Below are 11,839 nucleotides of genomic sequence, written 5' to 3' on the forward strand. Positions count from 1 at the left end.
AGGGACGGCGAGAGGCGGAGTACGTGCAGGCGCGCGATCAGGGTCACGCACCGGAGCAGCGGCGCGGCAGGCCACGCAGTGAAGCGGTCGAGCGGTCGATCCTGGACGCCGTCGTGACCCTGCTGGAGGACGGCGTCCCGCTCGGCGCCCTCTCCATCGAGCGCATCGCCCGTACGGCCGGCGTCGGCAAGGCCACCATCTACCGGCGCTGGCGCGGCAAGGAAGAGCTGTTCGTCGACGTCCTGCGCGAGGTCGAGCCGCCCGAGCCGGCCCTGCCCGGCACCTCGGCCCTGGACGACCTGGTGGTCATCCTGGAGGCGATGCGGGTACGCGGCCTCGCCCAGCGCTCGTCCGCGATGCTGCACAACGTCTTCGTCGAGATGAAGAGCCACCCCAAGCTGTGGGACGAGTACCACGACACGGTCATCGCGCCGCGCCGCCAGGCCACCTTCGAGGTGATCCTGCGCGCGGTCGCGGCCGGCGAGCTGCGCGACGACATCGATCCGCAGCTCATGAACGACCTGCTGACGGGCCCCATGCTGATGCGCTCCGTGCACCGCCCGTACGGCGACCTCCCCGACGGCCTGGCCGAGCAGATCGTCCGTACGGTGCTGGAGGGGCTGCGCCCCACGGGCGACGACGACTGACGCACGGGGCGCCGCCCGGTCGGCCGGACCGCGTCGTGCCGGGACCATGCGCGGCACATGCGCGTTCTGTCACAGCCGCCGCCCATTCGTCCACGACCGGAACCCCGTGGCCCGTCCGTTACGTCCTCGTGTCCGTACAGCCGTCGCGGGACGGCAACGAAACCGCCTCTCGAATCCCCTAGGGTCATGGGCGGGCGTGCACCACGGCAAGGCAGCGAGGGCGGCGGACATGACGCAGGAGTACACGGCGGAGTCGGTGACGGCCGGCTCGCACCACGAGCGCACCGGGGTCCGGCGAGTGCTGACGCTGTTCGACCGCTGGCGGGGCGACAGGAACATCTGGCGGCGCGGCATCGTGCTCGCCGTCATCGCCGTGCTGGCCGCGCTGCTGATGATCCTGCACTCGAAGATCCCCAACAAGATCGGCAACCTGGGCAGCCTCACCGAGACGTTCCTGCCCTGGCTCGGCCTGCTCGTGCCGGTGATCCTGGTGCTCGCCCTGGTGCGCCGCTCGGTGACCGCGCTGATCGCCCTGCTGCTCCCGGCCGTCGTCTGGATCAACCTCTTCGGCGGGCTGCTGCTGGAGAAGTCGGGCGGCGGCGGTGACCTGACCGTCGCCACGCACAACGTCAACGCGGAGAACCCCGACCCGGCCGGCACCGCGCGCGACCTGGTCAAGTCGGGCGCCGACGTCGTCGCGCTGGAGGAACTGACGGCGGACGACGTCCCGACGTACGCCGAGGGGCTGGCGGCGACGTACAAGTACCACTCCGTGCAGGGCACGGTCGGGCTGTGGAGCAAGTACCCGATGACCGGCACCGAGCCCGTCGACACGAAGATGGGCTGGACCCGGGCCCTGCGCTCGACCGTGACCACGCCCGAGGGCAAGGTGGCCGTCTACGTGGCGCACCTGCCGTCCGTACGAGTCAAGCTGCACGCCGGATTCACCGCCAACCAGCGCGACAACAGCGCCGACGCGCTCGGCGAGGCCATCGCGGACGAACCGCTGGACCGGGTCATCCTGCTCGGCGACCTCAACGGCACGATGAACGACCGCTCGCTGAACTCGGTCACCTCGCAGATGCGCTCCACCCAGGGCGCGGCGGGGGACGGCTACGGGTTCAGCTGGCCCGCCGCCTTCCCGATGGCGCGCATCGACCAGATCATGGTGCGCGGCATCGAGCCGACGTCGTCCTGGACGCTCCCGAGGACGGGCAGCGACCACCTGCCGATCGCGGCGCGCGTCGAACTCTGATCGGGCCGGCGGCCGGCGATCGAGCCGGTGGACGGAAACCGGCCCGGCTGACGGCTGCCGGGTTCAGCCGCCGGTCTTCTCCCGCCACCGGTTGGTGATCGGCAGCCTGCGGTCCTTGCCGAAGCCCTTCGCCGAGATCTTCGTGCCCGGCGGGTACTGCCGCCGCTTGTACTCGGCTACATCCACCATCCGCAGTGTCTTCGTGACCATGGCCTCGTCGAAACCGGCGGCGACGATCGCGTCCTTGCCCTGGTCGCGGTCGACGTACAGCTCCAGGATCCGGTCCAGTACGTCGTAGTCCGGCAGCGAGTCCGTGTCGACCTGTCCCGGGCGCAGTTCGGCGCTCGGCGGCTTGGAGATGGAGTTCTCCGGGATCGGCGGCGTCTGGCCGCGCTCCTCGGCCGCGCGGTTACGCCACCGGGCGAGCCGGAACACCGCCGTCTTGTAGACGTCCTTGATCGGGCCGTACGCGCCGACCGCGTCCCCGTACAGCGTCGAATAGCCCACCGCCAGCTCGGACTTGTTGCCAGGGGCGAGCACGATCTGGCCCTCCTGGTTGGACAGCGCCATCAGCAGCGTGCCGCGCAGCCGCGCCTGGAGGTTCTCCTCGGCGAGCCCGGTCAGACCGAGCGAGCCCATGTACGCGTCGAACATCGGCTCGATCGCGAAGGTCCGGAAGTTGAGCCCGGTCCGGCCGGCGAGATCGGCCGCGTCGTCCTTCGAGTGCTCCGACGAGTACTTGGACGGCATCGAGATCCCGTACACGTTCGGCGCGCCGAGCGCGTCGCAGGCGATGGCCGCGACCAGCGCGGAGTCGATCCCGCCCGACAGGCCGATGAGCACGGAACTGAAGCCGTTCTTCGCCGCGTACGCGCGCAGCCCCACGACCAGGGCGGAGTAGATCTCCTCGTCGTCGTCCAGCCGGTCGGCGTAACCGCCCGCCAGCTCCGGCTCGTAGGCCGGGAGCGGCTTCTCCGACAGGACGACACGGTCGATGCGCAGCCCGTCGTCCACGACGCCGGTCGGCGGTTCGGCCGCAGCGGCCGGCAGGTCGAGATCCAGGATGACGCTGCCCTCGGCGAACTGCGGTGCGCGCGCCACGACTTCGCCGTGCTCGTCCACGACGATCGAGTCACCGTCGAAGACCAGCTCGTCCTGGCCGCCGATCATCGCGAGATACGCGGTGGTGCAGCCGGCCTCCCTGGCGCGCCTGCGCACCAGCTCCAGCCGGGTGTCGTCCTTCTCGCGCTCGTACGGTGACGCGTTGATCGACACCAGCAGCCCGGCCCCCGCCGACCTGGCGGCCGGCACCCGGCCGCCGTCCTGCCACAGGTCCTCGCAGATCGCCAGCGCGATGTCGATGCCGTGGACCCGTACGACGGGCATCGTGTCGCCGGGGACGAAGTAGCGGAACTCGTCGAACACGCCGTAGTTCGGCAGGTGGTGCTTGGCGAACGTCAGCACGACGGAACCGTCGTGCAGCACGGCCGCCGCGTTCTGCGGGGACCCCGCGGGCTGTCCGTAGCGCGCCTGGGCGTGCTCGGAGCGGTCCAGATAGCCGACGATCACCGGCAGCTCGCCGAAGCCCTCGTCGGCGAGGCGCACGGCGAGCGCGCGCAGCGCCGTACGGGACGCCTCGACGAAGGACGACCGCAGGGCCAGATCCTCGACGGGGTAGCCGGTCAGCACCATCTCGGGGAACGCGACGACATGCGCGCCCTGCTCGGCGGCGTGCCGGGTCCAGTGGACGATCGCCTCGGAGTTCGCGGCGAGGTCGCCGACGGTCGAGTCGATCTGATTCAGAGCGAGACGTAGTTGAGGCACGCGGCCCAGTGTAATCGTCTCTCTGACGCGATGCCGGGCGCGGCCGGGATGTGTGCCCCTGCCGCGCCCGGCGGTCGCTCGCTGCTCGCTTACGGGCGGGGCTTCGCGCCCCGCTCCTTGAGCATGTCCGCCATCAGCTTGATCTCGGACTGCTGCGACAGCGCCATCCCCTGTGCCAGTTCCCGCTCCGTGCCCGGCGCGCACAGCTTCGCGCACGCCTCGGCCATGGTGATCCCGCCCTTGTGATGGTCGGTCATCAGCTGGAGGTACAGCACCTCGGCCTGCTTGCCGCGCGCTGTGCGCAGCTGGTCCAGCTCGGTGTTGGTGGCCATGCCCGGCATCAGCGAACCGTCGTGGGCCTGGTGCATCGCGTGCCCGGGACCCATCTGCATGTCCATCGGCATCCAGGACATCGGCGCCTGGTCGGCCGCCGTCTTCGGCAGCCCCCACAGGTCGAGCCAGCCCATCAGCATCCCGCGCTGGTTGGCCTGCGTGTTGGCGATGTCGTACGCCAGCCGGCGCACGTCCTCGTCGTCCGTGTCGTCCCGCACGATGAAGGACATCTCGACGGCCTGCTGGTGGTGGACGGCCATGTCACGGGCGAAGCCCGCGTCCGCCGACTGCGTCGTCGGGGTGGCGGGGCCGCTCGGCCCGTCGTCGTTCCCCGCGGCGATCACACTCGCCGTACCGGCGAACAGCAGCGCCAGGACGACAGCGGTGATCGCCGCCCAGTTGGTGCGGGTCACTTGGGGCCGTCCAGCCCGCCCGTGCAGGCAGCGCCCGGCTCCGGCGTCTGCGCGCCCTGCACGTACTTCGTGAAGAAGGCGTTGACCCGCGGGTCGCTCGCGCTGTCCACGGTGACCTGCTTGCCCCAGGCGCTCAGCATGATCGCGCCGGCCTGGCCCTGGTACGGGCTCATCAGCGAGTACGGGGTCTTCGAGACCTTGTCGTCGAGCGCCTTCACGTCGTCGGCCGACGCCTTGTCCGTGTACGTGACCCACACGGCGCCGTGCTCCAGCGCGTGGACGGCGTTGACGTCGGGGATGGGCTTCTTGTAGACGTCGCCGTCGCAGTTGATCCACACCGGGTTGTGGTCGCCACCCACCGGCGGCTTCATCGGGTAGCTGACGGCCTTCTCGACGTGGTTGCGGGTCAGCTTCTTGGCGTCCCAGGACTTCTCGCCCTTGATGGGGGCCTTGGCCGCTGCCTGCTGCTCGTCCTTCTCGTCGGACTTCTTGTTGAGTACGAAGGCACCGAACCCGACGAGCGCCAGCACCACCACGGCGCTGATGGAGATCGTGAGGATGCGGTTGCGCCGCTCGCGCGCGTGCTCGGCGCGGCGCATCTCCTCTATTCGGGCCTTGCGCTCGGCGGACTGGGACTTGGAAGCCATGATGTCGTGTCCTTATGGGGGTGGCTGTGGGGACGGAGGAGGAATCCCGGGCGGGACTCCGTGGCCTGGGGAAACCGGCTCCGTCAGGTGCGCAGCACTTGAAGGACATGGAGGTCGGGCGCCCGGGCCCGCGCCCCGCCGGACCGGAGCGACCGGCCGTCGGGGTGGGGCAGTTCGAGACGTACGGGCTGTACGTCGGCGCCGAGCGGCGCGGCCGGCGGCGGCACGGTGAGTACGGCCGGGCTCAGATGCGGGAACAGGCTGCAGCCTGTGGGGTCGTACGGGCAGACGTAGGCGGCCTCGGCGGGATGTTCGGCCCCGGCGCCGGTGACCAGGGTCATGCCGGACGCGCCGGTCGCGTTCGTCGCCTCTGTCGTACGGGGGTGGTCGGCGCCGGTACAGATGAGGAGTGCGGCGAACAGCGTCGCCACGGCACCCAGCAGCGCCGTGGGACGCGTGACCCGTATTCGCTGCCGGTGCCGCGGTCCCCCCATGGGCGCAGATCGTAGTGCGTACGACCCTCGGTAGGGCACAGTGCGGTACGGGAGTGGGGTCCGACGCGGTACAAAGAGCCATGACCGAGCCCGCAGAGCCGCCCTCACCGGACGAATCGGACGGTACGGGGGAGGCCGTGCCGAACGCGTCCGACGCCCCGGAAGCCGAACCGGGCGTCGACGACGTGACCGCCGCGGTCCTGGCGGCCTCCCGGCTGCTGATCGCCGTGTCCGCCCGTTCCCTCGCCGCCGTCACCGAGGGCGTCACCCTGCCGCAGTTCCGGCTGCTGATGGTGCTCGCGGCGCACGGCGACGCCAAGCTGGTGCAGCTGGCCGAGCGGCTCGGGGTGAATCCGTCCACGGCGATGCGGATGCTGGACCGGCTGATCGCCGCGGGCCTCGCCGACCGGCAGAGCAACCCCGCCAACCGGCGCGAGACGATGCTGCGGCTGACCCCAGAGGGGCGCCGGCTGGTCGCCGAGGTGAAGGCCGCGCGCCACCGCGAGGTCGCGGCGATCGTCCAGCGGCTCAGCCCCGGCCAGCGGTCGGCACTGGTCACGGCGCTCGCCGCGTTCACCGAGGCGGGCGGGGAGCCGGCGATTCCCGGTGACACGGCGGAGGCCTATCCCCCCGGCTGGTCGGACACCCACCCACGACACGCCTCCTGACCCCTTTCTTTCCCTCCTCTTACCTCCCGTTTTGCTCCCCCTTGCGGCGCCGATTGCGGTCCACTGTTAGCCGCACGCCGTCTGGGCAGGCACTATGGGCAGCGGGGACGTACTTCCACCCCGTCGCGAGGCCCCGTACAGAACCTCGCAACGTGCTGGAAATCGTGCGGTGGGATGCTCGTGTGCCGATGCGTGCCCCCAGGAGCCCCCCACGTGCCCTCGGCATCGGAGCGGATGGCCTGACCAGCAAAGATGGGTAGGACAGCAAACATGGATAAGCAGCAGGAATTCGTGCTCCGGACGCTGGAGGAGCGCGACATCCGCTTCGTGCGTCTGTGGTTCACCGATGTTCTCGGTTTCCTGAAGTCGGTCGCCGTCGCGCCCGCCGAGCTGGAGCAGGCCTTCGACGAGGGCATGGGCTTCGACGGCTCGGCGATCGAGGGCTTCGCCCGCGTCTACGAGTCCGACATGATCGCCAAGCCGGACCCGGCGACCTTCCAGATCCTGCCCTGGCGCGCCGAGGCGCCCGGCACGGCCCGGATGTTCTGCGACATCCTGATGCCCGACGGCTCGCCGTCCTTCGCCGATCCGCGCTACGTGCTGAAGCGGATGCTGGCCAAGACCTCCGACCTGGGTTTCACCTTCTACACCCACCCCGAGATCGAGTTCTTCCTGCTGAAGGACAAGCCGGTCGACGGCACCCGCCCGACCCCCGCCGACAGCTCGGGCTACTTCGACCACACTCCGCAGAACGTGGGCATGGACTTCCGCCGCCAGGCGATCACGATGCTCGAATCCATGGGCATCTCCGTGGAGTTCAGCCACCACGAGGGCGCCCCGGGCCAGCAGGAGATCGACCTCCGCTACGCGGACGCGCTGTCCACCGCCGACAACGTCATGACGTTCCGGCTGGTCATGAAGCAGGTCGCGCTGGAGCAGGGCGTCCAGGCCACGTTCATGCCGAAGCCGTTCTCGGAGTACCCGGGCTCGGGCATGCACACCCACCTCTCCCTCTTCGAGGGCGACCGCAACGCGTTCTACGAGTCGGGCGCCGAGTACCAGCTGTCGAAGGTGGGCCGCTCCTTCATCGCCGGCCTGCTGAAGCACGCCGCCGAGATCTCCGCCGTCACCAACCAGTGGGTCAACTCGTACAAGCGCATCTGGGGCGGCTCCAGCCGCACGGCCGGCTCGGGCGGCGAGGCCCCCTCGTACATCTGCTGGGGCCACAACAACCGCTCGGCCCTGATCCGCGTCCCGATGTACAAGCCGGGCAAGACGGGCTCGGCCCGCGTGGAGGTCCGCTCCATCGACTCGGGCGCCAACCCCTACCTCACCTACGCGGTCCTGGTCGCAGCGGGCCTCAAGGGCATCGAGGAGGGCTACGAACTCCCGGCAGGCGCCGACGACGACGTCTGGGCCCTCTCCGACGCCGAACGCCGCGCGATGGGCATCGAACCTCTCCCGCAGAACCTCGGCGAGGCCATCGCCCTGATGGAACGCAGCGAACTGGTGGCGGAAACGCTGGGCGAGCACGTCTTCGACTTCTTCCTCCGCAACAAGAAGCAGGAGTGGGAGGAGTACCGGAGCGAGGTCACGGCCTTCGAACTCCGCAAGAGCCTCCCGGTGCTGTAGCCGCAGACCGAACGCGACGCCGGGCCGACGGGTGCGAACCGTCGGCCCGTTGTCGTGTCTGCCCTCAGGGGTGAGGGAATCAGCCCAGGACCCTGGCGGTGAAGGTCGCCAACTGTGTGCGCATGCGGTCGCGCGGTACCCGCTCCTTCTCCGCCAGGTGTTCGACCAGGTCGGCGCGGGTCGCGGCGAGTAGGGCGTGGGCCGTGAAGTCGGGGTCGGGCAGGCCGGGGATCTGGTCCAGTACGTCGCGGATCAGGTGGTGCCAGCGCTCGTAATGCTCAGCCTGGTAAGGGCTGTTGCTCCCGCTCTCCTCCAAGGCCAGGGCCAGGCGGCGGTTGTCGAGTTTGAAGCAGAGGACGGCGTCGAGCAGGGCCGGCAGGCGGTCGCGGGGTGGGGTGGCGGGGCCCAGGGGTGGGGGGCCGGTCTCGATCGCCTCTCCGAGTGGTTCGAGTCGCGTCTCGTACAGCGCGCGGAGCAGGCCCGGGCGGTCGCCGAACGCGCGGAAGAGCGTGCCCTTGCCGACGCCGGCCGCCGCCGCGATGTCGGCCATGGTGATCTCTTCGGGGCTCTCGCCGCGGGCGAAGAGCGCGTCGGCTGCCGCCAGGACGGCCTCCCGGTTACGGGCGGCGTCCTTGCGGGGCTTGCGCTCGGTCATGGTGCTCCTTCGTTTGCGAAACGGACCCAGGGTCCGTATCGTTGAATCAATCCGGACCCGAGGTCCGGATTGTATGAGACGGAGGATACTCATGTCCGCACCGACTTCCCCGGCGGATCTCTACCGCCACAGTCTGCGACTGCTGCTGGACAAGGACATGTCCGGCTGGGTCGGCCTCTGGGCCGAGGACGGCGTCATGGAATTCCCCTTCGCCCCCGAAGGCTGGCCCGCGCGGCTCGACGGCAAGGAAGCCGTCGCCGACTACATGCGGCACTACCCGGACCACATCGATCTGCACGACTTTCCCGCCCTGCGGATCCACGAGACCGCAGAGCCGGAGGTCATCGTGGTCGAGATGCGCGGCGTCGGACGCCGGGTGGAGACCGACAGCGCCTTCGACATGACGTACATCGCCGTCGTGACCGTCCGGGACGGCCGCTTCACCTCGTACCGCGACTACTGGAACCCGCTCGCCGTCCTCGAACCCGGCACCGACTTCACGAGGAGCGGTCGATGACCGGCGCCGCCACTCTGGTCATCGGCGCGACCGGCACCACCGGGAGCCGTACCGCGGCGCAGCTCACAGCCGCGGGTCACCGGGTCAAAGCCGCCAGCCGTCGCGCCGCCCCCGTCGCCGGCGCGGAGCCGGTGGCCTTCGACTGGTACGAGCCCGGCACGCATGCCGCCGCCCTCGAAGGGGTCGACCGCGTCTACCTCATTCCGCCGCTGGGCGACTCCGACCCCGCGACCGTCATGCTGCCGTTCCTCCGCCGGGCCCGTACCGCCGGCGTGCGCCGCGCCGTGCTTCTCAGTTCCTCGGCCATCCCCGAGGGCGGACCGGCGGTGGGCGCGGTGCACCAGGCGCTGCCCGGCCTGTTCGACGAGTGGGCGGTGCTGCGGCCCTCCTGGTTCATGCAGAACTTCACCGGCGCGCACGCACACGCCGAGAGCATCCGCGAGGAGGGCGTCATCCGGTCCGCGACCGGGAGCGGACGCGTCGGCTTCGTCGACGCCGAGGACATCGCGGCCGTCGCCGTCAGCGCCCTGACCGGCGAACAGGCCCCCAACACCGATCTCGTCCTCACCGGGCCCGAGGCGCTGAGCTACGACGAGATCGCCGCCATCATCACCGAGGTCACCGGACGGCCGGTGTCTCACCGCCAGTTGTCGTACGAGCAACTGCGCGACCGTCTCGCTGCGCAGATTCCGGCGGAGTTCGCCGCGCTGCTGGCCGGCATGGACCGGGCCATCGCCGAGGGGTCCGAGGACCGTGTCACCGACAACGTCCAGCGCCTCACCGGCCGCCCCGCAGGCACCTTCCGCGCTCTCGCTGAAAGGGAGCTGCGGTCGAGTAGTTGACGGTCCGCGACTTCGTCAGGCGATCAGGGTCGTCTTGGCGCGGATCACGCAGAACTCGTTGCCTTCCGGGTCCGCCAGGACCGTCCAGGACTCCGTCCCCGACTGGCCCATGTCCACCCGGGTCGCGCCCAGGGCGAGGACGCGGGCGATTTCTGCCTCGCGGTCCTCGGCGGACGGGGTCAGGTCCAGGTGGAGGCGGTTCTTGGTGGTCTTCCGGTCGGGGACCGGCATGAAGCAGATGCCGACCGGGGCCGTTTCGGACGGGCCGATCACCACCTCGCGGGGGCGTTCGGAGAGGATCCGCCAGTCCAGCACCTGGGACCAGAAGCGGGCCAGGGCGGGCAGGTCGTGGGCGTCGATGACGATGTGGTGGAGCGATAGCGGCATGCGCCGTCCCTACGTGATCGGTTCATGGTGCGGTCGGGTCGAGTTTGCACGGGGGAGTGGACGGGGCGGGAGTGTTCTCGGCGGCGGGCCGGGGCAGTTCGCGTCATTCGCGTAAGGAACTGGTCCGGTCACGCCGCCGGGCCCACACCCTTCGTGGAGGACACCATGCTCGTCAGAACGAAAATCGTCACCGGAGCCGTCGTCTCGATCGCCGCCGGCGCGCTGCTGGGGTTCGGGCTGCCCGCTCAGGCCGCCGGTCCTGCGCAGGCCGCGGACAGGGCGCAGGCCGCGGACAGCGTGCAGGCGCCCGTCAAGGCACCCGCCGCCGTACCCGCGCCGCCCACCCTCACCGCGACGCTCGCCAGGTCGTACGACACCTTCGACGCCAACCAGGGCGTCGCCGTCGACAAGAAGTACTTCTACGCGGTCAACAACAGCACCATCACCAAGCACGACAGGGCCACCGGCAAGCCGCTGCTCCAGTTCGTCGGCGACGCGGACGGCCCCATCACGCACATGGACAGCGCCGCCGTGGTCGGGGACAAGCTCTACGCCGCGACGTCCAACTACAGCACGTACCCGGAGAAAAGCTCGGTCGAGGTCTTCGACACCCGCACCATGCGGCACCTCGACACCTTCAGCTTCGGCATCTACCGCGGCTCGCTGACCTGGCTCGACCGCCACGACGGCGCCTGGTGGGCCGGGTTCGCCAACTACGACATCGTCGGGTCCGGGCAGACCGAGCCGTACGGGAAGACGGACAACACCCAGATCGTGAAGATGAACGACAAGTTCGCCGTCGAGCAGTCCTGGACGCTCCCGCAGGCGATCCTCGACCGGGTGCGGCCCATGAGCAACTCCGGCGGCTCCTGGGGCCCCGACGGCCGGCTCTGGCTCACCGGGCACGACCTCGGCGAGGCGTACGTGATGAGCATCCCTGCCGAGAGTTCGGACCTGACCTGGGACGCGACCGTCACCCTGCCGGACGTCGAGGGCCAGGCCATCGCCTGGGACCGGTCCGCCAAGAAGCCCACACTGTGGGCGATCAAGCGCACCACCAAGCAGGTACTGGACTTCAACGTTCCGTACTCCGCCGTCAAGACCCCGGACACCAAGCAGTGGAAAGTCGTGGGACCCGGCCACTTCCAGTAGTGATACTGGGGAGCGCCGCCGCGGCCCGCGCCGCGATCCCCCGTTCCTGACGGAGACGCCTTGCCGATACGTGTCGTCCCGCTGGTCGATCCCGACCGCAGTGCCACGAGTCACCGGCTCGTATGGCTCGCCGTCGGTGTGGACGGGAGTCCGGTCGGTACGGCGTTCCTGCGGGTATTCACCCGGGCCGGTCAGGAACATCTCGCCGAACTCGATCTGCGGGTGCACCCGGCCGAGCGCCGGGCCGGGGTCGGTTCCGCGCTGCTGGACGCCGCCGTCGCCGCCGCCCGTGCGGACGGGCGGCGTACCGTCATCGCGCAGCCGGACCCGGGCTCGGCGGGGGAGGAGTTCCTGCCGGCCCGGGGCTTCCGCA

At 70.2% G+C, this 11,839-nt stretch carries 14 protein-coding genes; 8 read left to right on the forward strand and 6 right to left on the reverse strand.

All coding sequences use genetic code 11. The features are described from left to right. Positions 1–23: 23 nt before the first annotated feature. Both HY68_RS18900 and HY68_RS18905 read left to right on the forward strand, forming a co-directional pair. Complete coding sequence (locus HY68_RS18900) at positions 24–647, forward strand: TetR/AcrR family transcriptional regulator (RefSeq protein ID WP_041990442.1); 624 nt, start codon at positions 24–26, stop codon at positions 645–647. Between the two features lie 229 nt (positions 648–876). Continuing rightward, positions 877–1,902, forward strand: a complete 1,026-nt coding sequence (locus HY68_RS18905; RefSeq protein WP_041990443.1) for an endonuclease/exonuclease/phosphatase family protein — start codon at positions 877–879, stop codon at positions 1,900–1,902. 63 nt (positions 1,903–1,965) lie between these two features. On the opposite strand, the gene HY68_RS18910 is transcribed toward HY68_RS18905, so the two are convergent. The 4 genes from HY68_RS18910 to HY68_RS18925 all read right to left on the reverse strand — a co-directional run bounded on the left by HY68_RS18910 (position 1,966) and on the right by HY68_RS18925 (position 5,613). Beyond that, positions 1,966–3,726, reverse strand: a complete 1,761-nt coding sequence (locus HY68_RS18910; RefSeq protein ID WP_198533299.1) for an NAD+ synthase — start codon at positions 3,724–3,726, stop codon at positions 1,966–1,968. An 89-nt stretch (positions 3,727–3,815) separates the two neighbouring features. Next, on the reverse strand, positions 3,816–4,472 hold the full coding sequence (locus tag HY68_RS18915; protein WP_063779660.1) for a DUF305 domain-containing protein: 657 nt from the start codon (positions 4,470–4,472) through the stop codon (positions 3,816–3,818). After that, the gene (locus HY68_RS18920) at positions 4,469–5,119 is read right to left on the reverse strand and encodes a DUF3105 domain-containing protein (RefSeq protein ID WP_041990444.1); all 651 of its coding nucleotides are present in this window, start codon (positions 5,117–5,119) and stop codon (positions 4,469–4,471) included. The genes HY68_RS18915 and HY68_RS18920 overlap by 4 nt, the downstream gene beginning before the upstream one ends. A gap of 83 nt (positions 5,120–5,202) precedes the next feature. After that, positions 5,203–5,613 carry a hypothetical protein gene (locus HY68_RS18925; protein WP_041990446.1) on the reverse strand — a complete coding sequence of 137 codons (411 nt, stop codon included), beginning with the start codon at positions 5,611–5,613 and terminating at the stop codon, positions 5,203–5,205. Between the two features lie 80 nt (positions 5,614–5,693). Here HY68_RS18925 and HY68_RS18930 point away from each other — a divergent pair, with 80 nt between their 5' ends. Both HY68_RS18930 and HY68_RS18935 read left to right on the forward strand, forming a co-directional pair. Beyond that, the gene (locus tag HY68_RS18930) at positions 5,694–6,281 is read left to right on the forward strand and encodes a MarR family transcriptional regulator (protein WP_078863677.1); all 588 of its coding nucleotides are present in this window, start codon (positions 5,694–5,696) and stop codon (positions 6,279–6,281) included. A 270-nt stretch (positions 6,282–6,551) separates the two neighbouring features. Beyond that, entirely contained in the window at positions 6,552–7,913 is a 1,362-nt protein-coding gene (locus HY68_RS18935) for a glutamine synthetase family protein (RefSeq protein ID WP_041990448.1), read from the forward strand. A 79-nt stretch (positions 7,914–7,992) separates the two neighbouring features. Here HY68_RS18935 and HY68_RS18940 read toward each other — a convergent pair whose 3' ends face one another. Next, positions 7,993–8,568: a TetR/AcrR family transcriptional regulator gene (locus HY68_RS18940; protein WP_041990450.1), complete on the reverse strand. Its 576-nt coding sequence runs from the start codon at positions 8,566–8,568 to the stop codon at positions 7,993–7,995. Positions 8,569–8,659: 91 nt separating this feature from the next. On the opposite strand from HY68_RS18940, the gene HY68_RS18945 reads away from it, so the two are divergent. After that, on the forward strand, positions 8,660–9,085 hold the full coding sequence (locus HY68_RS18945) for a nuclear transport factor 2 family protein (protein ID WP_041990452.1): 426 nt from the start codon (positions 8,660–8,662) through the stop codon (positions 9,083–9,085). Then, positions 9,082–9,927: an NmrA family NAD(P)-binding protein gene (locus tag HY68_RS18950; protein WP_041990454.1), complete on the forward strand. Its 846-nt coding sequence runs from the start codon at positions 9,082–9,084 to the stop codon at positions 9,925–9,927. Before HY68_RS18945 ends, HY68_RS18950 begins: the two co-directional genes overlap by 4 nt. A 15-nt stretch (positions 9,928–9,942) precedes the next feature. On the opposite strand, the gene HY68_RS18955 is transcribed toward HY68_RS18950, so the two are convergent. Further along, positions 9,943–10,314 (reverse strand): VOC family protein, encoded by a 372-nt coding sequence (locus HY68_RS18955; RefSeq protein WP_041990456.1) that lies wholly within the window; start codon positions 10,312–10,314, stop codon positions 9,943–9,945. A gap of 165 nt (positions 10,315–10,479) precedes the next feature. On the opposite strand from HY68_RS18955, the gene HY68_RS18960 reads away from it, so the two are divergent. Beyond that, a complete protein-coding gene (locus tag HY68_RS18960) occupies positions 10,480–11,466 on the forward strand; it encodes a hypothetical protein (RefSeq protein ID WP_041996563.1) in 987 nt (328 codons plus the stop codon). A 60-nt stretch (positions 11,467–11,526) separates the two neighbouring features. After that, positions 11,527–11,839 (forward strand): GNAT family N-acetyltransferase (locus HY68_RS18965; protein ID WP_041990458.1); only part of this gene is annotated, 313 nt, incomplete at its 3' end.

Origin of the sequence: Streptomyces sp. AcH 505, assembly GCF_000818175.1 — a bacterium.
Lineage (GTDB): Bacteria > Actinomycetota > Actinomycetes > Streptomycetales > Streptomycetaceae > Streptomyces.

Excerpts from the sequence above, each read along its gene's own strand:
- HY68_RS18905 (WP_041990443.1), top strand. The coding sequence starts at position 877 with ATGACGCAGGAGTACACGGCGGAGTCGGTGACGGCCGGCTCGCACCAC.
- HY68_RS18920 (WP_041990444.1), bottom strand. The coding sequence starts at position 5,119 with ATGGCTTCCAAGTCCCAGTCCGCCGAGCGCAAGGCCCGAATAGAGGAG.
- HY68_RS18925 (WP_041990446.1), bottom strand. The coding sequence starts at position 5,613 with ATGGGGGGACCGCGGCACCGGCAGCGAATACGGGTCACGCGTCCCACG.
- HY68_RS18930 (WP_078863677.1), top strand. The coding sequence starts at position 5,694 with ATGACCGAGCCCGCAGAGCCGCCCTCACCGGACGAATCGGACGGTACG.
- HY68_RS18935 (WP_041990448.1), top strand. The coding sequence starts at position 6,552 with ATGGATAAGCAGCAGGAATTCGTGCTCCGGACGCTGGAGGAGCGCGAC.
- HY68_RS18940 (WP_041990450.1), bottom strand. The coding sequence starts at position 8,568 with ATGACCGAGCGCAAGCCCCGCAAGGACGCCGCCCGTAACCGGGAGGCC.
- HY68_RS18945 (WP_041990452.1), top strand. The coding sequence starts at position 8,660 with ATGTCCGCACCGACTTCCCCGGCGGATCTCTACCGCCACAGTCTGCGA.
- HY68_RS18950 (WP_041990454.1), top strand. The coding sequence starts at position 9,082 with ATGACCGGCGCCGCCACTCTGGTCATCGGCGCGACCGGCACCACCGGG.
- HY68_RS18955 (WP_041990456.1), bottom strand. The coding sequence starts at position 10,314 with ATGCCGCTATCGCTCCACCACATCGTCATCGACGCCCACGACCTGCCC.
- HY68_RS18960 (WP_041996563.1), top strand. The coding sequence starts at position 10,480 with ATGCTCGTCAGAACGAAAATCGTCACCGGAGCCGTCGTCTCGATCGCC.